This is a genomic window from Gimesia alba (assembly GCF_007744675.1).
Lineage (GTDB): Bacteria > Planctomycetota > Planctomycetia > Planctomycetales > Planctomycetaceae > Gimesia > Gimesia alba.
Genome location: NZ_CP036269.1, coordinates 3,958,610 through 3,980,094, shown reverse-complemented (window position 1 = coordinate 3,980,094; position 21,485 = coordinate 3,958,610). Strand labels below are relative to the sequence as shown.

The window sequence follows — 21,485 nt, the reverse complement described above, 5'->3', positions numbered from 1 at the left end:
TATGAATCGGGTTTTATCTCAGATTGATTTTACACGTCGTCAATTTCTGCAGGCGGGCGCGGCTGGTGTTGTGGGAGGGTTATCACTTCCCTGGTGGACTCCATTGCAGGCCGGGCTGACTCAGAAAAATAGTCAGCAATCGGTCGTGATGATCTATCTGCCCGGAGGGCCGACGCAATTTGAGACGTTCGACCCCAAGCCAGATTCTCCGAGTGAGATTCGCGGCTCCTTCTCACCAACCCAGACCAAAGTTCCGGGCGTTCAGTTTTGCGAATTGCTGCCGCGGTTATCTGCGATCGCAGACAAGTTCTCTGTCGTTCGTACATTGGTTGGCATGGAAAATCGACATGAATCGTTCCAGTGTTATACGGGGCGTCCCGGGGGACGGAATGAAGATGGCGAACCTGCTGGAGGCTGGCCTGCATTCGGTTCCATTGTTTCTGAGCTTCTGGGGCCGGGCAAGCAGGGGATGATTCCTTATGTCGATGCCGCCCCTAAGATGAGTTACGCTCCTTATAACAACAACGGGAGTCACTTGCAGGGTAATCCATCCTGGCCTGGCTTTACCGGATTTAACCATATTCCATTTACACTCGAAGGTGAAGTGAAATCGGACTTAGTGTTAAACGGGATTGATCGCGCGCGTTTAAATGAGCGCAGATCGTTGCTGAAATCATTTAAACAGACCCAGCAGGCGTTTGACGTTGAAGGACTGGATAATTTTCAACAGCAGGCGTTTCAAATGCTGACCTCAGGTCGTTTTGCAAACGCCATGGATGTGGCAAAAGAGCCTCAGTCAGTGCGTGATCGCTATGGGAAGCTCCAAAAAACGGACCCAAGTTTTGGAGGGGCTCCCCAAAGTCCTCAACATTTATTAATGGCCCGCAGGTTGGTCGAAGCAGGCGTGCGGTGTGTGACTGTGGCGTTTGGTGCCTGGGACTGGCATGCGAATCGAGAAGGTTCGATCCAATATTTATCCAAAAAGTATTTGCCCGTATTTGATCAGGCGCTGGCCGTCTTCCTGCAGGATCTGGAAGAACGAGGTTTATTGGAACAGACGACAGTGATTGTCTGGGGGGAATTTGGTCGGACTCCCCGCATCAATGCCAAAGGGGGCCGTGATCATTGGCCGGGAACACAGTCGGTTCTGATGGCGGGCGGTGGAATGCAGGGCGGTCGAATTGTTGGGCAGACAGACCGGGTGGGAGGTGTGCCCCTGGATCGTCCGGTGCATGTGCAGGAGATCTTTGCGACACTGTTCAATAATCTGGGAATCAATACCGAAACCGCACAGATTACGGATTTGTCAGGCCGTCCCCGCTATCTGGTTGACGCCGGTCGACATCCGATTCGTGAATTATATTAAATTTCCGTCAGAAGCAGTTCATTCTTGATTCAGAGAACAGAACGCGTTCTGAAGGAGAGTTCATGAAGAGATCCGGCAAAGTCCGCTCACTTAAGAAAACTTTTAAGTGAAGACTATATTAATGCTTATGGGGCGTTGAATGCAGTCGCTGATGAACAATCGTGTCGTTTTGGACCGTTGATTTTCCCGCAATATCGAATATACTGCACACTAAGCTGAGCTCAAACATCACGCGCCAGGATTTCACTCAGAATTGCCCGCTCTCGGTGCGCTCATAACTGGATCATTCGATACTCCTGATCTGCATTTACCAGAAGAACTATAATTATGTTAAATAGCGAAGTACCTAGGCTTTCTCCTCCCAGGTCGCTCAAGGACCGTTCAGATAAGTCAGACGAGCAATATCGGCAGGCATTGGGACTTGATGAAAATGGAAACGCCACCTGTAACGAAGATCGTGATGAAATATTACGGTATCTGAATCTGCAGTTAATCGCCAATGGTTATCCGGCCGCTCTGACAGACGCAGATCGGACCTTCGCAGATATTGCGAAAGGGTTGCTGGAAAATCATCGACAAAAAAATCGCTTGCTGGCGAATCATCGTTGTCCTGCTGACAAGCGGATTGAAGGATTTTTACAATCGCATTTTCGTGATATCGACGGATCTCAGGATTTAAAATTACCCGGTAAAACGCTGGTACTGGACCGGTTCGGACTGGCGCGGGAACTTTCGCTTCCCGTTGAGGACGATGAGTTTGTCAGTGACCTGGTGCAGTCGTATCGGGTGAAGAATGGCGTTTTACATAACCCCAAGCATGATCGTCGTACAACGGTCGGCACCTTTCACGTTACCGAAGGGGGCTTGCCAATCTCGGGAGATAAGCGCGCGGTTCCGCGGTCCGTTTTTGTCAAAATGTTTCAGCATGCGATGCAGCCTCCGCAGGAAATGAAATTGTTTCCTTTTACATCGAAACAGGAAGAGCCCGCATCCGGTTGGGCCTCACTGCTGCTGCGTCCGATTGTGTGCCCTGAAGTCAAAGGCGTCACGCCGGAGAAGCGGATGGAAGTTCGCTTTTTTGCTCCTGGAACCCTGGTGAGTAATCTGGACTTTGTCGAATCGATTTTTGGAAACGCCGGTGATCCGTTTGTTCCCGAAAACGATGCCGGTCTGGATGTGATGCATTGGACCGGGCATACCGGTGCGGTCATTCTGGCACCACACCTGACAACACTCACCAAAAAAGAACTCGGCTTGCCGCAGTGGGACGATGCGACAGAACGTCAGCAACGAGACAGCATGTGCTGGAAGTCGGAAGACGAACTCTATAACGATGGCCTGGCATTTAAAATGACCTGCCGGACCGATGAGGGCGTGATCGTCACACTCATTGCCGATAACTATTTTGGTTATTGCAAAAAAGAAGTGAAGACTCAGATCAGCTATTCCGCCAACTTGTATGGTAATGCGGAAGAAGAGCACGCGGGCGGTGCGATTGCCTATCCCAGCTATAACCTGGGCGAAGGCTTCCAGGTCAATAGTGTGAAATACAATGGGCGTACGTTCGACGATGTAATGCGTGATTATGGCGATCACATTGGCGGTCAGCCTGAAGGATACGGAATCGACCGAGTGTATCCTGATTTGATTTACATACCCGAAGATGCATACGCCAGTCTGCCCGAGCAATGTATTCGCTGGACCAGGGGCGGTCAAACACATTCAATTCCGCTCCTGCCGGGCCGCGTTTATATGGCTCCTTCAGGCTACCATCTGAGAATGGAAAAGCACCCGGCTGCCCCTTCCTGGCGAATTGTCGGTACGACAGGCGAAGGGATCTTTTGCCATAAGCCTTGTACGGTTTCCGGGGGTGGGAAGAGCGAAATCAGTAAATCGCTATTGGATTACATGTTGTATGGTCCCGTGTTCGTTTCCAATTACAAAGAGGACATGGAATACGTACGCGAGATTATCGAGAAAGACTATTCTGATCGCTGGCTGGAACCTTTGCCGCCAGGACATCCCAATCTTCGCCCGAGCCGGCGCGTCCTGGATATGAATCGTTCGCTGGGAAGTGTGATCAAGTTATTGACTCCTTCTCCCGCTTATACTCCTCAATTCAATGAGTGGCTGGATAAGATTCCCGATCATATTCGTGCGCTGGTCTTCATTATCAAACGGATCTATTGGACTAGTTGGGGAGAAGAATGGGCCAGCCATTTTGGCGTTGATATTGTGAATGGCACGCACGGGCATGAGTTAAAATATCGCGAGCGGAAACTGGTGGGGACCTATTTACGGGTCGGCCTGTTTTCCCTGCTGGGTTGGCGGACGTTCAAAGTTCGGCAGGACTTTATCGCTGCGATGAAAATTCAGACGGAAGATGATATCAGTGCTTCGGTTGTTGTACCGTCGCGCGCCTTGAATTACCTGGCAGAGGGCGAAAATAACCCCAGTTGCAAATTTGTGATCAATAGCGAGTATCGTTTGTTTCAGCGACCCGATGATGCGATCGTGCGCGGTTTGGATAAGCAGACGGAAGCCGACCTGTCTCGGCCGGGTAATTTCATTTCCAACTTTGAGCCACTCTCGATTGAGCAAGTGCGTGAGATGAGTAAATACGTGGTTGATTTTGATGCCTTTAGTCCGCCGATGCAGGAGATGCTGCACGCGGCCGAGGAATCAAACAGTAGCTACGTGGTCTGTTCCGCGAACCCGCGTCAGATTGATGGAAAGCCGACGAAGAATCCGCGCTATCTTCAAATTCGTCCCGATCTGGTCAAACCTTTTCATACTTATATCACCAAAATGGCGACGCGCCTGTTCCGTGCGGTGCCTGCGGATGAACCGGTGCACAATCCTGTGAATGCCGTGATGCTGGGACGACGCAACAATCCCCCTGATCGGGAAAAAGGAATCCGCAGTCTGGCCGTGTATTCGCCGATCCATTATCAGGAACTGCCTGAGCTGTTCATGGATTTCATTTGCTCACTGACCGGGAAAAGCCCTTCGACAACCGGGGCTGGCAGTGAAGGGGCTTTGACCAAAGGGCCGTTCAATGCCCTGCGTCCTGCCGCTGATTTAAACAGTGCGCTGGTCGGATTTATTCTCACAGGCTATGCCGGATTTTCGACCGCCGCCGGTCACATTGGACCGAATGTGCGTGTTGACCATGATGTCAGCCTGTTGATTCCGGAGATCTGGTGCCGGATGCAACCGCAGGAACGCGACCCGAAATATTTAATCGAGGAAGGCCTGCTGGAGCCAATAAAGGACTTTGAACACAATGGGGTACCGATTCCGGCGAGTCGCTTGGGCTACCGCATTACGTACCAGTTCCTGCACCGTTTCTTTGGTCGTGTGTTTGACAATCCAGCTTCGGTATTTGACGAGACCATTCTCAGACCGGAAAAGCAGGATCTGGAATCGTTTGTCGACGGAATTCAGTATATCGCCGAGGCACAGCAGCGCGTGGCGTTACAGTACTTTGAAGATGGTTCCTACGAAGAAGCCTGCCCTCCGTTACAGGCGATTCTTTCAATTATGGCCCATGGAAACTGGCAGGGTCATACAATCCATGATGACGAGGTCCGATCTCTGTTTACGCAGGAATCACTGCTGAAGAGCCAGTGGTATCAGGATCGCCTGGTCGCGCGGCAGGAACGTGAAGCGGCGTTGCTGAAGCGCCATCTGGAGTATCTGGACCAGTTTGCGGTCCATCCTGGTTATGACCGGGAAGTGAAGCGGCTGAAGATTGCCGAGCGGCGAAAATGGATTGAGGACCAGTTGGCACATGTTTCTTCACCAGATTACCTGCAAGCCCTGGTAGGAATGATTGGTGCCGAACCGAAACAGGATTTGAATCAGTCCGCCTCCTAAAAAGCAGGCCGCACGCAGTTTCGCTTTTTCGTTGATTTGCTAGAATGCATCACTGATGCCGCGCGCCCCGGTCACGATTCTGAGTGTCATTATTTAGTCTGACGGTGGTTGTCTGCATTGGTTCTGTTTTACAGCGTAAATTCAACTAATTCACAAGTGTTTCGGTGCTGTCATTTACCAGGCTGGCACTACGATTCTCAAAATAGAGTACAGGTTTTAGAAGTATGTCCGATCGCTCTGCTCGTATTGAAGCTCTCTATACTGCCATTCAGGAACGGATCTTGATTCTGGATGGGGCGATGGGGACGATGATTCAGAACCATAAGCTCAAAGAGGCGGATTACCGGGGAGAACGCTTTGCCGACTACCATATGGATATTGCCGGCAATAATGACCTGCTCTCACTGACGCAACCGCAGATCATCCAGGAAATCCATCGTGAGTATCTGGAAGCCGGGGCGGATATCATCGAGACAAACACGTTTAACGGGACGCGTTTGTCACAGAGCGATTACGAAATGGAATCGCTGGTCCACGAACTAAATCTGGCTTCCGCACAACTGGCACGGGCTGCCGCCGATGAAATCACGAAGCAGACTCCCGACAAACCGCGCTGGGTGGCAGGGGTTTTAGGGCCCACAAGCCGCACCTGTTCAATTTCACCGGATGTGAATGACCCGGGAGCACGGAACGTCACGTATGATGAGCTCGTCGAAAATTATCTGGAATCGATCGACGGGCTGGTCAAAGGGGGCGCTGATCTGATCCTGATCGAGACGATCTTTGACACGCTGAACGCCAAAGCAGCCGTGTTTGCCGTACGGACCTATTTTCAGCGCGAAAATATCGAACTGCCGATTATGATTTCCGGGACCATCACGGATGCTTCTGGCCGGACACTCTCAGGACAGACGACCGAGGCGTTCTGGAATTCTCTCTCGCATGCCAAGCCGTTTTCAATCGGATTGAATTGTGCGTTAGGAGCGCAGGAACTGCGGCAATATGTAAAAGAAATGTCGCGTGTGTCAAACACATATGTGTCGGCACATCCGAATGCGGGTCTGCCGAATGAATTTGGTGAATACGATCAAAGTGCTGCTGAGATGGCTAAGGTTGTTGATGAATTTGCCAGTAGCGGCTTTCTGAATATTCTGGGAGGCTGTTGCGGAACGACCCCGGCCCATATTAAAGCGATCGCTCAGGCAATGGAGAAGCACCCGCCGCGCAAGATACCCGAGATCGAACCGGCGTTACGCCTCTCCGGATTGGAGCCGTTCAATGTGACCAAAGACAGTCTGTTTGTGAATGTAGGCGAACGTTGCAACGTGACTGGTTCTGCCCGATTCAAGCGGCTGATTAAAGAGGACAATTTTGAGGCGGCATTAGAAGTAGCGTTACAGCAGGTGCAAAACGGCGCTCATATCATGGACGTCAATATGGATGAAGGCATGCTGGATGCCGTGGCTGCCATGACGACGTTCCTGAATCTGGTTGCGACCGAACCCGATATTGCCCGCGTTCCGGTGATGGTGGACTCTTCGAAATGGGAAGTCATCGAAGCAGGTCTCAAATGCATTCAAGGGAAACCAATCGTCAACTCGATCAGTCTGAAAGAGGGCGAGGCTGAGTTTTTAGAACGGGCGCGTCTGTGTCAGCTGTACGGCGCTGCTGTGGTCGTGATGGCCTTTGATGAGGACGGACAGGCTGATACCAAAGAGCGCAAGATTGAAATCTGCGAACGTTCGTATCGATTATTGGTGAATCAATTGGATTTTGCACCGCAGGATATCATTTTCGATCCGAACATCTTTGCCGTGGCAACCGGCATCGAAGAGCATAACAATTATGCGGTTGATTTTATTGAAGCAACAGCTTGGATTCGTCAGAACCTGCCTTATGTCAGTGTTTCCGGTGGTGTTTCGAACGTTTCGTTTTCATTTCGCGGGAACAATGCGGTTCGCGAGGCCATTCACTCTGTGTTTCTGTATCATGCAATCCGTGCCGGCATGAACATGGGCATTGTGAATGCCAGCCAGTTGGCTGTCTATGATGATTTACCGGCAGAATTGAAAGAAAAAGTCGAAGATGTCATTCTGAATCGGACCCCGGAGGGAACCGAGGCGTTATTAGAGATTGCCGAACAGTATCGAGGTGACGGTAAAGCAGGAGCCGGGAAAACAGAGGACTTGTCCTGGCGGGAATTACCGGTAACAAAGCGGATCGAACATGCTTTGGTGAAGGGGATCTCAACCTACATTGTGGAAGATGCCGAGTTGGCACGGCAGGAGTTGAATCGGCCGCTGGATGTGATTGAAGGCCCGTTAATGGACGGGATGAATGTGGTCGGCGACTTGTTTGGTGCGGGAAAAATGTTTCTGCCTCAGGTAGTGAAGTCGGCACGGGTCATGAAGCAGGCAGTGGCTTATCTGCAACCCTTCATTGAAGAAGAAAAGACAGAAGCGAGCAAACCCAACGGCCGCATTTTGATGGCGACTGTGAAAGGGGACGTACACGATATTGGGAAAAACATTGTGGGCGTCGTCTTGCAGTGTAACAATTTTGAAGTGATTGATCTGGGGGTGATGGTTCCCTGCGAGACGATTCTGCAGACGGCCCGCGAAAAAGAATGTGATGTGATTGGTCTGTCGGGCTTGATTACTCCTTCACTGGATGAGATGGTGACCGTCGCCAGTGAAATGGAACGTCTGGAATTGGATCTGCCCTTAATGATCGGGGGGGCGACCACGTCCAAGGCACATACGGCGGTCAAAATTGAACCGCAGTACAAGCGGAATCAGGTGGTCTATGTACCCGACGCCTCGCGGGCGGTGGGAGTCGCTGCGGCGTTAATCTCGGACGAACAGCATGCTGCTTATGTCGCAAAAATCAGAGAAGAGTATGTGACGGTTCGCGAACGCGTTGCCAATCGCAAACCACAGGGAACTCCCGTGCCTTACGAGGAAGCGGTGAAGCAGGGGCTGCAGATTGACTGGGAGAGTTACACGCCTCCCGCACCTGTATTTACCGGCACAAAAGTGCTCGATGAATATCCGTTGGAAAAGCTGGTCAATTATATCGACTGGACTCCGTTTTTTATCAGTTGGGATCTGGTCGGAAAATATCCCAAGATTCTTGAGGATGAAATCATCGGCGAGGCGGCTCGCGAGTTGTACGACAATGCACAAACGATGCTAAAGAAAATCATCGACGAGAAACTGTTGACGGCACGCGCTGTGATTGGCTTCTGGCCGGCAAATCGTGTGAACGGAGATGATATCGAAGTTTATGAGGATACGAGCCGTACGAAGGTCATCGCTCGACTACATCACATTCGACAACAGATTCGCAAACGGGGACAGGAAGAAAAGCCACTAATGTCACTGGCCGATTTCATTGCACCAAAAGAGAGTGGCAAGATTGATTACGTGGGTGGATTTGTCGTCACAGCGGGAATCGGTGCTGAAGAGTTGGCGAAATCTTTTGAAGAGGCCCACGATGACTACAACAGCATCATGGTCAAAGCACTGGCGGATCGGCTGGCGGAAGCATTTGCCGAACACTTGCATGAACGGGTCAGAAAAGAGTACTGGGGCTACGTACCTGACGAAGAAATGGACAACGAAGCACTAATCAAAGAAGAATATACCGGCATCCGTCCGGCGCCCGGATATCCGGCGTGCCCAGACCACACGGAAAAAGATACTCTGTTTGAAATGTTGAATGCCGAGAGCGAAATCGGCGTTGAGTTGACCGAGCATTTTGCCATGTATCCGGCGGCTGCCGTTTCCGGCTGGTATTTTTCCTATCCGGAATCGCGATATTTCCATACAGGAAAAATTGATAAAGACCAGCTGGCTTCGCTGGCAGAACGCAAAGGGATGAGTATGGACGAGATCACACGCTGGTTACGTCCGGTACTGTTGGATGATAACTAATCAAACTTTATTGAAGCTCAGGGTTTCTGGATCTGGATGCCACGGGCGTGTGTCTGATTGGGGTCCCATTTTTTAATTTCGGCTTCATCAGACTGTTGGTCGTCAAAGTGCAAGATCCGACCTAAAACAAACCAGAAATCCGATAGCCGATTGAGGTATTGAGGGACAGCGGGGTTGATGGCTTCCTCAATTTCCCAGACTTGAATTTCGGCCTGGCGTATCGTGGTTCTGATATCGTGCGAAATCACAACCGGCAGACTTCCCTGCGGCAGGATAAACGAATCCAGTGGTTCGAGGGCAGGGGTGAGGTCAGCGATGAGAGCTGTCAGCTCTTCGACTCTTTCCATTGGAAAACGTGACGCGGTTTCATCATCTGTGATGGGAGTGCTGATGTCAGACCCGAGATCGTACATTTCCTGTTGAAATGAGTTGGCGATCTGGGTCAGATTGATCTGACATGTTGATCCTTCAGGCAGTGGCAGGTGCAGCACATCCAGGTCACAGGCATCAATGAAATATCCCAGTTTCACAGCGATTTGCTCAATCTGTGAAAGAGCTTTGATCCTCGGGGACGTTTTGGGAACTCGCGAGCCGTCATTCAGAAATGTTTCCCCCTGATCGCCGGTCTTGGTGACGATCATATTCAGATGGACTTTTCCTCGCTCCGACATAAAGGGCTTCCTCGAGTTGTGTATATCTTAAATACGTGTTTGTCGAATCAGGTAAACAGCCTGAGCGTCAGATCTCACGGTATCGACGCTGATAGCTAGTTTTAGCAAAAGAAATGGGTCAGGTAAGTGGCAGAATAGGTTTCCAGCGACTGATTTTTCAAAAACCTTTCTTCCCTGTTCGATTTCACAGGAAATCAATGCAGAAAATGGCCGAAGTAAGTATAAATCCAAATAATTATGAGACTTTACAAGCCTGGGACGAGACTATATACTCTCGTCCGAAGCCCAGTCCTTGAAGGAATTTCGGGCTTCTGGAGAGGTGGCAGAGTGGCCGAATGCACCGGTCTTGAAAACCGGCGTGCCGCAAGGTACCGGGGGTTCGAATCCCCCCCTCTCCGTTCCCAATGAAAGCCGTTGCGTTGTTACTGACAGCACAACGGCTTTTCTTTTGCACCAGCGAGTTTTCTCTGTCGTGTTGAATAGAGTTTATAAATCGCCTCTTGGAGTGTCTGTTCACGATGAGTAACATAGTCAACATCATGGGTGTGAGAAACTTGGTCTAATGCCTCTTCTTCGATCAGATAATCGAGCATTTGCACATACTGGTTCTGAAATAGGATCATGCGAGACCAAGGCGATGTAAGAAACTCACATGTTGCATTTGCGAGGTGACGTCAATGAACGAAAAAGAATTTTGGACCATTATTGAAAACGCAGGATCACCTGATTCTATTGATCCTGACGAGCAATGTGAGGCGATAGCAGAATCGCTTTCATCAAAAAGTAAAGAGGAACTGATTAAGTTTCACAATATTCATAGAGTGATTCTCAATCAGGCTTACACTTGGGATCTTATTAAGGCTTGTTACATTATTCTCCATTACGTTTCTGATGACGTGTTCGAAGATTTCAGGAATTGGATCATTTTAAACGGGCAGGAACGTTTTGAGAGAACTCTAGAAAACCCGGATTATTTGGCTTCATTTATTAACGTGAATGATCCCGTAGAAGAAATCAATGGCGAGCCTCTATTGTATGTATGCGAGGAAGCTTATGAAGGTGAAGTTGAAGAACTGGAAGAGCACTATGAATATCCAACTGAACCAGATGTTGAAAATCATTGGCCACCAGCTTCTGTTTTAAAAGAGAAGTATCCTAACCTGTTTACGAAATATTGGGACGATACTCTAGAGTACGAAGGTGGCAGCTAACACCTCTCTCTCTGAAAAGATGTCAAGAAGCGAAGTTTGTTTATTCACGATACTTTATATTTGCTATCGATAGCAGCGTTTTCTACTGAGGCCAAGAATGCGTGTTACTTTCGTCTTACTGATACTGCTCAATGCTCAACCTGCGTTTGCGCAAGAGATTCAGAAAGTCGTTATCCGACCTGATTTCGGTGTCTGCACCGTCAAAAAATGGAAGCGTGACTGGCCCGGTTGTCGCTATGAAGACGGCGTCCGGGAGGGACATCTTTCGGTCGTGAAAACCAAAAACGGGGCCGCGTATCGGGTCGACTATGCAGTAGGAGAGATTGGGCCTGAAAAGGGAGGCATTGGCTGGCGCTCGCCGATACAGCCAGCGGACACCGTAGAATTGGCATACCAGGTCACCTTCAGTAAGAATTTTGACTGGGTGAAAGGAGGCAAGTTGCCTGGGTTGTGTGGTGGACCGGAGTCTGTTACTGGAGGTAATCGCGCAAATGGGACGAATGGATTTTCCGCCAGACTCATGTGGCGCGCGGATGGTCGTGCTGAAGCGTATGTGTATCACATGCATCAACCGGAAAAATATGGGGAACGTTTTCCTTTTCCCTCCGATTTTCGATTTCAGCAGGGGCAGTCCGTTCTGGTACGGCTCAGAGTTGGCATGAATACGCCCGGTCGCGCCGATGGATCGTTGGACGTATGGATCGGTGATGCCTCAACAGGCAAATTCCGACACGTAATTCGTCGCTCGAACATGAAGTGGCGTCAAACGAAAGAGATCTCCGTTGACAGTCTACTCTTTCAGACGTTTTATGGTGGCAGCAATAAGTCATGGGCTCCTCGACGTTCTTGCTTCTCACTGTTAAGTGAGATTTCGACGAAAGTGGTTGATATGAGAACTCGTTCGCACTGAGAACCACCAGGCTCACAGGGAGACCAATCCGCAACGGATCGGATTCCACAAAACTGTCAGTTTATTTGCTTTGTGACCGCTCGATTTATGTTAATTATCCCTCATTTTTACTGAAGCGGGAATCTCTTTTTTTGGAATGTATGCAAACATGACATGGTTGACAAAAGGGTCCTTGGTGTCCTATGTTCACATTGTTGTCATCTAGGTATGTTTTGTATTAGCTTCAGTTTGATCGAGGTATGGACTAAATGATAGTCATCAGTTCGCAGGTAAAACAACTTAGCTTTATTATAATATTTTTTTTGAGTTGTGAAGCAGGATCTATTTTAGCAGCGGAGCAACTCGCCCTCTGGGAAGTTGTCTCGACTTATCGTCGAAATCTAGATGCCAACGGTCGGCTGGCCCTGATGTCAGATGGTAAAACAGCGAAAGGGCTTCCCTGGACCTTGATTCGGGATAAGGTTGACTTTGGCAGGGAAGGAAGCGCATCCTCTCATGCAAGTGGAACTTATTACAGAGGGAACTGGATCGGTGGTTGGAATCTTCATGCGCGCGTGTTAATGAATGGCGTCACGCTCAAGAGCAAAATTGTTGCGCCGGTTCTGATGCCGAAAACTGCAGGAGAATCATTGATTGGCACGAAACCAGCCATCGCATTGAAGGATTCGATTGTTGATTTATGGGAGTTGGTGGCTGTCCTTCCCGGTACCAACAAATTTATCCGGCTGACGTGTGACTTTACGCCGAACAATCTCGTGCTGGATGGCGACCGTAAGATCGGGACCTATGAATTCCATGGCCGTTCGGTGATCGTGAATTTTCTCGACCCGCAATTTGGTCGCGTCGCGTTTGTGGAGAAACCGGATAATGTGCTCACCGGAAAAGGGAAGCCGGTGAACCGGAAGTATTGGAAGCTGCAGTTTATCCGTGTGCAACGGCAGGCTGTCTATAAAACAACTGATGGTAAGGACTTTATTTTCTATACCAACAATCGCGTCAATTCGCCGCGTTACACTTCAGACTATTGGACGACTTTTGACTGGTATTTCCTGGTAAAAGATGGGAAGCGAAGACTTCGGTGCCGTGGTGGAGATGTAAGCTTTACCGCTGGAGGACGAGAGTTAACTTGGGCCAACCAAAAAATGATCCTTATCGCAGGGAGACCACCGCGGTAACGAAGTGGGGTATTTGGTATCTCGGGTTGATGTACTGGCTCAATGACGAGGTTGGACTTGATTATAAGAGGAGTTCATCTTCTGAATTTTCTCATATCACTCATCATCATATTCTTCGAGTGGTGGTTGGGGCGTGATGCCTTTACTGAAAGGCAGTTCTAGGTGATGTCCTTCCAAGACTGCCTGGTAATGTTGCAGTCGCCCCCAAAGTAGTTCTCGGAGTGTATCAAGTTCTGCTCTGGCTTCTTCTAAATCACCACTGTCCAGTTCCTGGCGGACTGAGTCTGCGGTGCGGCAGAGTATCTTCAACGAATCTCCCTGAATTAAAGCACCAGGGAAGTTTCGGCCAGGATGTCGCATGACGGCATAATTAGACTGGTCTGAGTAGATTTCGACTTCTGCTTTTCTCATAATGCGTAGACTCGGGAATTAAAGAACGAGGATGGTAAATCGGTTAACAGGAACAGGACACGAATGCGATTCAAGTTGTTCGAACCTGTACTAAGGAATTGTCCTGTCTTTCTTTCTCTATAGTGAAAATGCAGCAGTCATATTTTTGCTGGTGTTTTACTTGCCTGCTGTCGCACACTCTGGTTTGCTGCCTCATCGAGAATTGTCTTGTCGTAACAGACGAATTCGACAGAGTTCCCATCGGGGTCGTGTAGATAGATTGAGTGCCAGCCGAATTGTTTGTGCTCTGTGAATTGTAGATTCTGTCCCAGGTCTTTCAGACGCTTTTTCTCGCGGTCAAATTCGTGCTGTTCCATGGCAAAGGCAAAATGATGTAGCGAGCCGTTTTTTGTCTGGGCATGCTTTGGATCAATGTCTTTCGGGCCGCTGAATTCCCACGATTGATCGAAGATGGCGAGTAGCTGGGGATGACCTTCGAAATCGTCAGCGACTTTCAGAAAGTTGCCACTAGCAAAACGGGCATAGAGTTCGAGGCCGATCACATTGCAATAAAAATCGGTCATGCGTTCCACGTTTTCGGTACGGAGAACTAATTCTCCCAGGCGTTTTCCAGTGTTTTTCATTGCTTAACTCCTTCTTAAGATGATGTGTCTTTGTGTTCCAGATTGTCTAATAGAACCCGCAACAGATCTGCGAGTTGTTTGCGGTCTTGTTTCTTCAGACTAGTCTGGGCCTGGTCTGCTTCCTCAAAGCGGGCCGCTATAGCTTCGTCGATGATTTTTCGTCCCCGTTTGGTGAGCTTCACTTGAAGAGAGCGACGGTCGCTGGGCGAGGGTTGGCGTTCAACGAAACCGAGTTGCTCCAGACGATCAATGCGGTTTGTCATGGCACCTGATGAGAGCATCACGGCATCCATTAGCTCCGTAGGTGTCATGGCGTAGGGACTGCCGGAGCGACGGAGTGTTGCCAGAATATCGAACCCCCATAGTGCCAGGCCGAACGGTTTCAAGACTTCATTAACACGTCGATCCAAGTGCGTTGACAGCCTTAAAATGCGACCGACGACCGCCATCGGCGTAGCATCGAGATCCGGTCGTTCGGATTTCCATTGACTGATTAAATGGTCGATGAAGTCCTTGTCCATGAAGTCTGGCCCTGTTTCAGCGGATTTTTGTTTTGTAGTAGAATCATAGACGGAATATATCTTAATGTCAAGATACTATGTGTGAAGATAATAAATACGAGTATCGTGATCGGGTAAAACGGCGGCCAGGCAGCGTTTCTTAATTTAAATGTCTCTTTGGAAATGGGGCGAACCGGGGCGAACGTCCTTCGGCTAATAAGTCATACCGGCTGATAAGTGCCCAAAACAAGATCAGCCGCACGGCGTTAGCTGCGGCTAAAAAACGATCTGGGTTAGGTTGCGGTCCTGGGAATTACATTGAAAAAATACATTAACACGACCTGGCGCTGTGCCGCTCATGATTGTATGTGATTACAGGGGATGCTGGTTTGTGCCCTTGTGCTGAATGTTTCTCTATGGGGGATTGGATGACATCTGGTACGGTTTTCTGGTGTTTCGATATGCCGGAATTAAACGGCGGTACGTGCCGTACCGTTCATGTTTTGTGCGATTTAGATTTGTGTCAGGGACGCTCCTGTTTTGGGGGAAATATTCATGCTCTGTTTTTATTTGTTGATCTATTGGTTTACTGCTCGCAATGCTCGGCTTGGTTGTGCCTCTGGGCTTATCCGGTGTCTGAGGGATCAAATCATGTTTGTAAAAAAGATCTTGGATAACGGCGTAGTTGAGTCAATAGAGGGGCGCTTAATTTCTCAGAAAACGTCATGTGAACTGCTGGAATGGCTTTCCCAAGTTCTAAAAATGCGGAATGAAGACTTACGATGTCGTTTGATAAATGAGGTGCAAGGGAGCAGTGGTTTTCAAAATGTGGCTGAAACAAGCAGGTTTTATGGTGCTGGTTTTCTCAGTGGTTCCGAAACGTCAGCTGAACCAGTAGTGTTCTCTCACGCGCGCGACTTTATCTCCGCATCATCATTTGGAACGACACGATCCGGTCAAGTCGAAAATAATCACGTCTTCGTGGGTTTTTGTTGCGTGATCTTGAAACATGTACTGGAACGGATTTCCAAAAAAATGAGAAAAATGGTTCATGGCGGCGCAGATTCAGGAATGGGGTTCGTAAAGCCAGGTGAATGCAATTGTCGCTCTGTTTTTGACGGTGATTGCAGTCTCGTTCGGCAGAACTCTAATCCTCTAGTTGTAGAAATTCGGGAGAACACAATGAAATCAAAAACTTTACTGAATGGAAAATTCATCTTTGCCTGCGCGGTGATGACGGCTGTCGCGGGCATGTTACCGACTCAGGGGGTAGCCCAGTCAGCAGTGCCACCTTACCATAGCCTGTTTGGCCAACAGGATGTTTCGGGGCTGGGGGCGATTGGTGATCAGAAACAGACGAATGAGTGCGTGGCCTGGGCCGTGTCTTCCGCTGTGGCAGCCAATATCATTCGTAATTGGTATACCGTGAATACAGGTAACGCGCCACCGATTGAGGAATTGAGTGTGCGGCAGTTTCGCCTGCTCAATGCGGGTAAATTCTTCCGGGATGCCGGCGGTAATGCGAATACCGGCTGGCAACTCGTTTCCGCTGTACCTCAGGCAACCCGGATTACCATTCCTTTTAATCATGATCCACGATATGGAGCGCGAATCAGTGTGAGTGGATTTCAACGACTCGACAATAATCCCAATACCGTCGATGAGATGCGACGTGAGATTTCTTTGGACCGCCCCGTTCTGGCTTCCATGCTGACATATCCCAGTTTTAATAATTTCAAAGGCTATGTTTACCAAGGGCCAAATCAAGGAGAGGCAAACTCAGGGGGGCACTCTATGCTTGTCGTGGGTTACAACACAGGAGCACGTGGAGGCGCCAGCGGCGGCGCGTTCTGGGAATGTATGAATAGCTGGGGGAAGCAATGGGGAACGCACGGCTTTTTCCGAGTTCGTACCGGGGCCTGTAACATCGGAACACGCCAGGTCTACGCGGTTCGCAATGTTTATATCTGTGACCTGCAGGGAAACAAAGTCTCACAGGCAAAAGCCAACGAGATCATCGAAGCAGCCATCAATGCAATCCCGAGCGTCACCAATGCGGTACACAAAAACGTGATGTTCAATAACATCAACAGAGGAAAGTTACCAGACGGCGACCAGATTCGAGTTTCATCTGCACCATCGAGAAACCCGAATTCAAGTGATGTGAGCATCAAGCTGGTTCTACCTCGTGGCATGTGGTGGAAGGGGGCCTTACTGTTTGACAAGGCTCGGGAGTCCAACCCTACAGGTGTTCAAGGCGAAGGAGGCGGAAACGGCTTTTCACGAACATACACGTTCAAGCATGCCGACTTGCTGAAGAAAGATCTGGTGTTGAGTAAAGCGAAGGCATTTGGCGTGCATACCAATATGTATCGCATCAAAGATGCTTACACAAAAATGATTCCAGGGAGAACGTATACCTTCAACTGGAGCAAAGATTGACGTTCGATCAAGCAGAAGCTGTTTTGAAATTCATCAGATCCCTGTTTAAGGACTGTTCAATGAAACCTATTGTTTATCTTATCTGTTTTCTACTCACACTGGCTCACACGAGCCAGAGTTTTTCTCAGCAGGCACCCCCGGGGGCTGCGCTGCAAGGTGCGGCCCCTTACCGCTGGGTGAAATTTGCTGGAGGTCGGATGCCTGCGGGGGCGATTCCTTATGGCAATCAGGTTGTGCCACAGGATGATAACTTACGGATGGAAACGGCTGTTGCGCGCGGCGCGTATGTTACTTCAACGCAGACAATCAAGTACCTGGCTGTGAGTAATGGGCGGGCCTGCAAAACCTGGATGATTAATCATCGATCCAGGCGTGGTCAGGAATTGCCGTTGAAAGACTGTGAAATCATGGTGCCTCAACCCGGTTACACGGTGGAATGGAAAAATGTAGAATCGCGGCAGTTGTCTCGGATGTCTGATGAACAGCTTGTGCAACTGGGAGCAGTGCAGTTGGAAATCATGCTGGCGGGGCAGGGTAATTTCTCCGGTTTTATCACCCGCATCAGGAATGAGGACGGAAATGTGGCGGCGGCGTTCTATGGACGGCTGGCCCATCTGCCGCAAAATCGTCCTCGTGCAGTACGACAGGTCGATTCTGTTCCGCCAGAAGGACGAATGCAAATTCTGCTGCTCAAGCAAAGTGCAGGAGCAGTGCCAGCACCAACGCCACCTGAGTAAGAGAAACACAGAACGTCTTTTAATTTCGGTCAGGGGCAGTCATTGGAGGAACTGCCCCTGATCAGATTAATTCATCGAATTCTTCTGAGAGTAGAAACATGGCATTGCGCAAAAGCAGACAACTTCCTGCTTCCTTCAAGGGTTCAGACCGGTTAAAATTACATGAAATACCAGTCGATCCGTTTCAGAGAACAGCAATGTCAGTTCCCTTAGATAACTCAATGACTCATGTCAGCCTGTTGGCTCGATTGCGCGAGGATGACCGTGACGCGAGTGCCTGGCGGACGTTTGTTGATCGTTATGGGCGTCGGATCTATGAATGGTGTCTGGCACGGGGATTGCAACCAGCAGACTCAGAAGACGTGACTCAAGAGGTACTGCTCAAGCTGGCACGGCACTTAGGGACTTTCGAGTACAATCCGCAGCTTACATTTCGCGGCTGGCTGCGGCGCGTAGCCGAGAATTCGATCCTTGATTTTTTGCGCCAGAAAAAAGTCACACGGAATCTTAACAGTGAAGGCTCACACTTTGGTCCGTTGAATGCGGTCGCTGCGCGTGTTGATTTGGCCTCTCGCTTGGAAGAAGCCTTTGATTTAGAGTTGTTTGATCTGGCGAAGGAACGTGTACGCACACGTGTGGAACGTCAACGGTGGCAGGCCTGGGAGTTGTCGGCAGTTCAGCAATTGAGTGGAGAAGAAGTGTCACAACAACTCGGCATGAAAGTTCCAACGGTATACTCCAGTCGGTATCAGATTCAGAAATTGATCATGGAAGAAGTTCAACAGCTTGAAGCAGAGGTCGATACACACTTGAGTTTGACGCTGAGTGGTACGAACGAGGCCTCGTAACTTATCTGGTCAGGCACACAATTCAGATGGAATGCCCTTCACAAAAAACGATTGAAGCATTTTTAAGTGGTGAATTGGGTTACGATTCACTTGCGGATGTGGAGTTGCATTTTGGCTCCTGTACTGATTGTCAAAAGTTACTTGAGGAACTGTCGGCAGCACATCCTCTGGTTCTCGCCAATACTGATCATCAAATTCTGGGGTGGTCCGAAAACATCGCAGATCGACTGATTTCCCGACTTGAACAGAGCGACTCTGGTAACGACTTGGAAGCCGAATTATCGCTACCAGTTATGATTGGAGATTACGAACTGCTCGAACTAATAGGTCGTGGCGGTATGGGGAGCGTTTATCGGGCTCGGCAAGTCAAACTGAACCGGACCGTGGCCGTCAAAGTCATTTTAAGGCAGTTTTTTAAGCCCTCTCAAATCAATCGCTTTCAAGTAGAAGTCAGTTCCGCTGCGAAATTAGATCATCCGGGAATTGTCCCTATTTTTGATGTGGGGCAGTCTGGTCCATATTTGTTCTATTCCATGGCATTGATGCCGGGAGGGACTCTGGCGGATCGTTTAAAACGAGGAGCGATCTCATCGCACGAAGCAGTCACTCTGGTGAAAGAGATTGCATGGGCAATCAGTTATGCCCACGAACACGGCGTGATTCATCGGGATCTGAAACCGGCCAATATTCTGCTTGAGCAGGATGGAATCCCCCGGATTGCTGATTTTGGACTGGCCAAGCAAGTGGAATCCGGGGCAGAGTTAACAGCAACCGGGGAAATATTGGGCACGCCGGCTTACATGCCTCCGGAGCAAGCCACCGGGGAGAGCGATGTTACGACGGCTTCGGATATCTATGGACTCGGGGCGATTCTGTATCACGCATTAACGGGGCAGGCACCTTTTAAAGGCCAGGACCCGGTTCAGGTACTTTATCAAGTGATTCATTATGAACCGGCGTCGATTCGTAAAATCGTCCCCGGGTTATCATTAGACTTGGAAACGATTACGCGGAAGTGCATGGCCAAGCAGCCACAAGATCGAATGAGTTCCGCAGCAGAAGTAGCGCGGGAGCTTGAACGTTATCTGAAGGGAGAACCGATTCATTCCAGGCCCGTCAACAGTTTTATCCGACTGCAACGCTGGTGTTCGCGGCATCCTGCTCTCGCCTTACTTACATCCACAACAATCGTAACATTGATCCTGGGGTCAGTCATTTCGATCTATTTTGGCCTCTTGGCGAATCATCGGTATACGCGACTTTCCGAGACTAACATCCAACTGGAAGATGCCGAGCGTAAGGCGACGAAATCCGCGTCCGATGCCCAGTTGCAGGCAGAGATGGCAACAAAACAGGCAAATATTGCTCTGCAGGCATTGGAATCAACGCTGTATGATCTGCAGCGCGTCGTGATGAACGATCCGGCACAACAAGAGCAGCGCAGACATCTTTTACAGTCTGTATTGAACGGTCTGGAATCGCTGAATACCGACGTGGTTTCCCCGGATCGACTGCGCCGCTGCCGGGCGACGGCCAATTTGGGCTTGGCCGAAGTCGCAGTTCAACTGGGAGATGAGAGAGGAAGAACAGGCGCGACTGCGGCCATTCCTCTGTATGAAAAATCCATTGCCGAGTTCCAGGCCATTTACGAACATAATCCTGAGAATATGGCGGTAGTACACGATTTGATAGAAGCTTTGAGTAGTTACGGAAACATGTTAGTCGAAGCGGGGCAATGGAAGAAAGCTCACGAATCATTTCTCAGAGCACTACCCATTTGTGAGAAATTATGCGCAGCACAACCTGATCAACCGGTAGCGCAAGGCAGCTTGCTGCAGCTGAAAACCTTCGACGGCGAGTGCCTGATTAAAACAGGACAACCTGAACAGGCAGAGATGAAGCTGGTGCAAGCACGCACGCTTGGTCTGCGGCTTCTCGATCAATTTCCTGATGATACCTTCGTACGAGTTGAGTATGTGTATGCATTGCAGGTACTGGGAGACAGTTTCATGCAACAGAAGAAATATACTGTGGCAGAGGAATGCTTCCAGGAAATGAAGTCTCATATGCTGCAACTGGTGGCGCAATATCCCCAGAGTTCCGAGTTCTTAATGAGGCTGTCCACAGCACTGGAACGGTTGGGCATGCTTCGTGTGCGACAAGGGAATATTTCTGAGTCACTCGATCAACATCTGGAATCACTGAGTCTGGCGGAGGCATCTGCAAAATATGCCCCAAATAACGAGAAGGTACAATGGGAACTCAGCTTCGGGTATCAACATGTGGCTGACTGTTATTTAAGACTGGGGAAGAATGGAGAGGCACGCGACTACGCCAGTCAGTGCATCGAAATTCGTCAGCGTCTCGCCAACCGGGATCATGAAAACTCTCAGCTCCACGCCAAACTGCTGCATGACCTGAAAACACTGGCGATAGCTTGTGAACGTCAGCAGGATGTCGACGCAGCGATCCAAGCCTATCGGCAGATCGTCCAAGTGTCCAAAGAGTTTAAACGCCATACCGGTGAGGACCGATTTCAAAAAGCAAACCGTGCCGCTTATACCAACTGTGAGCGGCTTTCAAAAGAGACTTCGAAGAAAAAGGGACCGTAAGTGTTATGTGTCATAGCACTTACGGTCTGGTGAAATGCGGTCAATGAATCGCTTTCCTGAAGTTTGCAGCGAATGTCCTGCTCATCACTGATTTCTCAGTACCAGCCCAAAGAATGAAATTAAGTATATTCACAAATAAATATTGTTATATCGCGAAGTTGCGAT

General features: G+C 49.5%; 14 protein-coding genes and 1 tRNA gene. 11 read left to right on the top strand and 4 right to left on the bottom strand.

Translation table 11 applies throughout. The features are described from left to right. The first annotated feature begins 1 nt into the window (after position 1). The 3 genes from Pan241w_RS14860 to metH all read left to right on the top strand — a co-directional run bounded on the left by Pan241w_RS14860 (position 2) and on the right by metH (position 9,180). Positions 2-1,366, top strand: a complete 1,365-nt coding sequence (locus Pan241w_RS14860) for a DUF1501 domain-containing protein (RefSeq protein WP_145217202.1) — start codon at positions 2-4, stop codon at positions 1,364-1,366. A gap of 327 nt (positions 1,367-1,693) precedes the next feature. Then, a complete protein-coding gene (locus Pan241w_RS14855) occupies positions 1,694-5,245 on the top strand; it encodes a hypothetical protein (RefSeq protein WP_145217199.1) in 3,552 nt (1,183 codons plus the stop codon). 224 nt (positions 5,246-5,469) lie between these two features. Continuing rightward, positions 5,470-9,180, top strand: a complete 3,711-nt coding sequence (gene metH / locus Pan241w_RS14850; RefSeq protein WP_145217196.1) for a methionine synthase — start codon at positions 5,470-5,472, stop codon at positions 9,178-9,180. A 17-nt stretch (positions 9,181-9,197) separates the two neighbouring features. Here metH and Pan241w_RS14845 read toward each other — a convergent pair whose 3' ends face one another. Continuing rightward, positions 9,198-9,851: an ATP:cob(I)alamin adenosyltransferase gene (locus Pan241w_RS14845; RefSeq protein ID WP_145217192.1), complete on the bottom strand. Its 654-nt coding sequence runs from the start codon at positions 9,849-9,851 to the stop codon at positions 9,198-9,200. Positions 9,852-10,164: 313 nt separating this feature from the next. On the opposite strand from Pan241w_RS14845, the gene Pan241w_RS14840 reads away from it, so the two are divergent. The 4 genes from Pan241w_RS14840 to Pan241w_RS14825 all read left to right on the top strand — a co-directional run bounded on the left by Pan241w_RS14840 (position 10,165) and on the right by Pan241w_RS14825 (position 13,147). Next, positions 10,165-10,249: transfer RNA gene (locus Pan241w_RS14840), tRNA-Ser, on the top strand. Positions 10,250-10,528: 279 nt separating this feature from the next. Beyond that, entirely contained in the window at positions 10,529-11,062 is a 534-nt protein-coding gene (locus Pan241w_RS14835; protein ID WP_145217189.1) for a DUF4240 domain-containing protein, read from the top strand. Positions 11,063-11,159: 97 nt separating this feature from the next. Continuing rightward, positions 11,160-11,972, top strand: coding sequence for a polysaccharide lyase (locus Pan241w_RS14830; RefSeq protein ID WP_145217186.1), 813 nt, complete (start codon positions 11,160-11,162; stop codon positions 11,970-11,972). 248 nt (positions 11,973-12,220) lie between these two features. Then, positions 12,221-13,147, top strand: a complete 927-nt coding sequence (locus Pan241w_RS14825) for a hypothetical protein (protein WP_197999940.1) — start codon at positions 12,221-12,223, stop codon at positions 13,145-13,147. 96 nt (positions 13,148-13,243) lie between these two features. Here Pan241w_RS14825 and Pan241w_RS14820 read toward each other — a convergent pair whose 3' ends face one another. The 3 genes from Pan241w_RS14820 to Pan241w_RS14810 form a co-directional block, all read right to left on the bottom strand. Beyond that, positions 13,244-13,558, bottom strand: coding sequence for a DUF6959 family protein (locus Pan241w_RS14820; protein WP_145217183.1), 315 nt, complete (start codon positions 13,556-13,558; stop codon positions 13,244-13,246). 137 nt (positions 13,559-13,695) lie between these two features. Further along, positions 13,696-14,181 (bottom strand): VOC family protein, encoded by a 486-nt coding sequence (locus Pan241w_RS14815; RefSeq protein ID WP_145217180.1) that lies wholly within the window; start codon positions 14,179-14,181, stop codon positions 13,696-13,698. Positions 14,182-14,195: 14 nt separating this feature from the next. After that, complete coding sequence (locus tag Pan241w_RS14810) at positions 14,196-14,702, bottom strand: MarR family winged helix-turn-helix transcriptional regulator (protein WP_145217178.1); 507 nt, start codon at positions 14,700-14,702, stop codon at positions 14,196-14,198. Between the two features lie 1,161 nt (positions 14,703-15,863). On the opposite strand from Pan241w_RS14810, the gene Pan241w_RS14805 reads away from it, so the two are divergent. The 4 genes from Pan241w_RS14805 (at position 15,864) to Pan241w_RS14790 (ending at position 21,320) form a co-directional block, all read left to right on the top strand. Continuing rightward, positions 15,864-17,123: a C1 family peptidase gene (locus Pan241w_RS14805; protein WP_197999939.1), complete on the top strand. Its 1,260-nt coding sequence runs from the start codon at positions 15,864-15,866 to the stop codon at positions 17,121-17,123. Between the two features lie 59 nt (positions 17,124-17,182). Further along, complete coding sequence (locus Pan241w_RS14800) at positions 17,183-17,860, top strand: hypothetical protein (RefSeq protein WP_145217172.1); 678 nt, start codon at positions 17,183-17,185, stop codon at positions 17,858-17,860. Positions 17,861-18,057: 197 nt separating this feature from the next. Beyond that, positions 18,058-18,708, top strand: a complete 651-nt coding sequence (locus Pan241w_RS14795) for an RNA polymerase sigma factor (RefSeq protein WP_197999938.1) — start codon at positions 18,058-18,060, stop codon at positions 18,706-18,708. 26 nt (positions 18,709-18,734) lie between these two features. Then, positions 18,735-21,320, top strand: coding sequence for a serine/threonine-protein kinase (locus tag Pan241w_RS14790; protein WP_145217166.1), 2,586 nt, complete (start codon positions 18,735-18,737; stop codon positions 21,318-21,320). Positions 21,321-21,485: the final 165 nt, after the last annotated feature.

Coding starts and splice junctions, on each gene's coding strand:
- Pan241w_RS14860 (WP_145217202.1), top strand. CDS start 2: ATGAATCGGGTTTTATCTCAGATTGATTTTACACGTCGTCAATTTCTG.
- Pan241w_RS14855 (WP_145217199.1), top strand. CDS start 1,694: ATGTTAAATAGCGAAGTACCTAGGCTTTCTCCTCCCAGGTCGCTCAAG.
- metH (WP_145217196.1), top strand. CDS start 5,470: ATGTCCGATCGCTCTGCTCGTATTGAAGCTCTCTATACTGCCATTCAG.
- Pan241w_RS14845 (WP_145217192.1), bottom strand. CDS start 9,851: ATGTCGGAGCGAGGAAAAGTCCATCTGAATATGATCGTCACCAAGACC.
- Pan241w_RS14835 (WP_145217189.1), top strand. CDS start 10,529: ATGAACGAAAAAGAATTTTGGACCATTATTGAAAACGCAGGATCACCT.
- Pan241w_RS14830 (WP_145217186.1), top strand. CDS start 11,160: ATGCGTGTTACTTTCGTCTTACTGATACTGCTCAATGCTCAACCTGCG.
- Pan241w_RS14825 (WP_197999940.1), top strand. CDS start 12,221: ATGATAGTCATCAGTTCGCAGGTAAAACAACTTAGCTTTATTATAATA.
- Pan241w_RS14820 (WP_145217183.1), bottom strand. CDS start 13,558: ATGAGAAAAGCAGAAGTCGAAATCTACTCAGACCAGTCTAATTATGCC.
- Pan241w_RS14815 (WP_145217180.1), bottom strand. CDS start 14,181: ATGAAAAACACTGGAAAACGCCTGGGAGAATTAGTTCTCCGTACCGAA.
- Pan241w_RS14810 (WP_145217178.1), bottom strand. CDS start 14,702: ATGGACAAGGACTTCATCGACCATTTAATCAGTCAATGGAAATCCGAA.
- Pan241w_RS14805 (WP_197999939.1), top strand. CDS start 15,864: ATGAAATCAAAAACTTTACTGAATGGAAAATTCATCTTTGCCTGCGCG.
- Pan241w_RS14800 (WP_145217172.1), top strand. CDS start 17,183: ATGAAACCTATTGTTTATCTTATCTGTTTTCTACTCACACTGGCTCAC.
- Pan241w_RS14795 (WP_197999938.1), top strand. CDS start 18,058: ATGTCAGTTCCCTTAGATAACTCAATGACTCATGTCAGCCTGTTGGCT.
- Pan241w_RS14790 (WP_145217166.1), top strand. CDS start 18,735: ATGGAATGCCCTTCACAAAAAACGATTGAAGCATTTTTAAGTGGTGAA.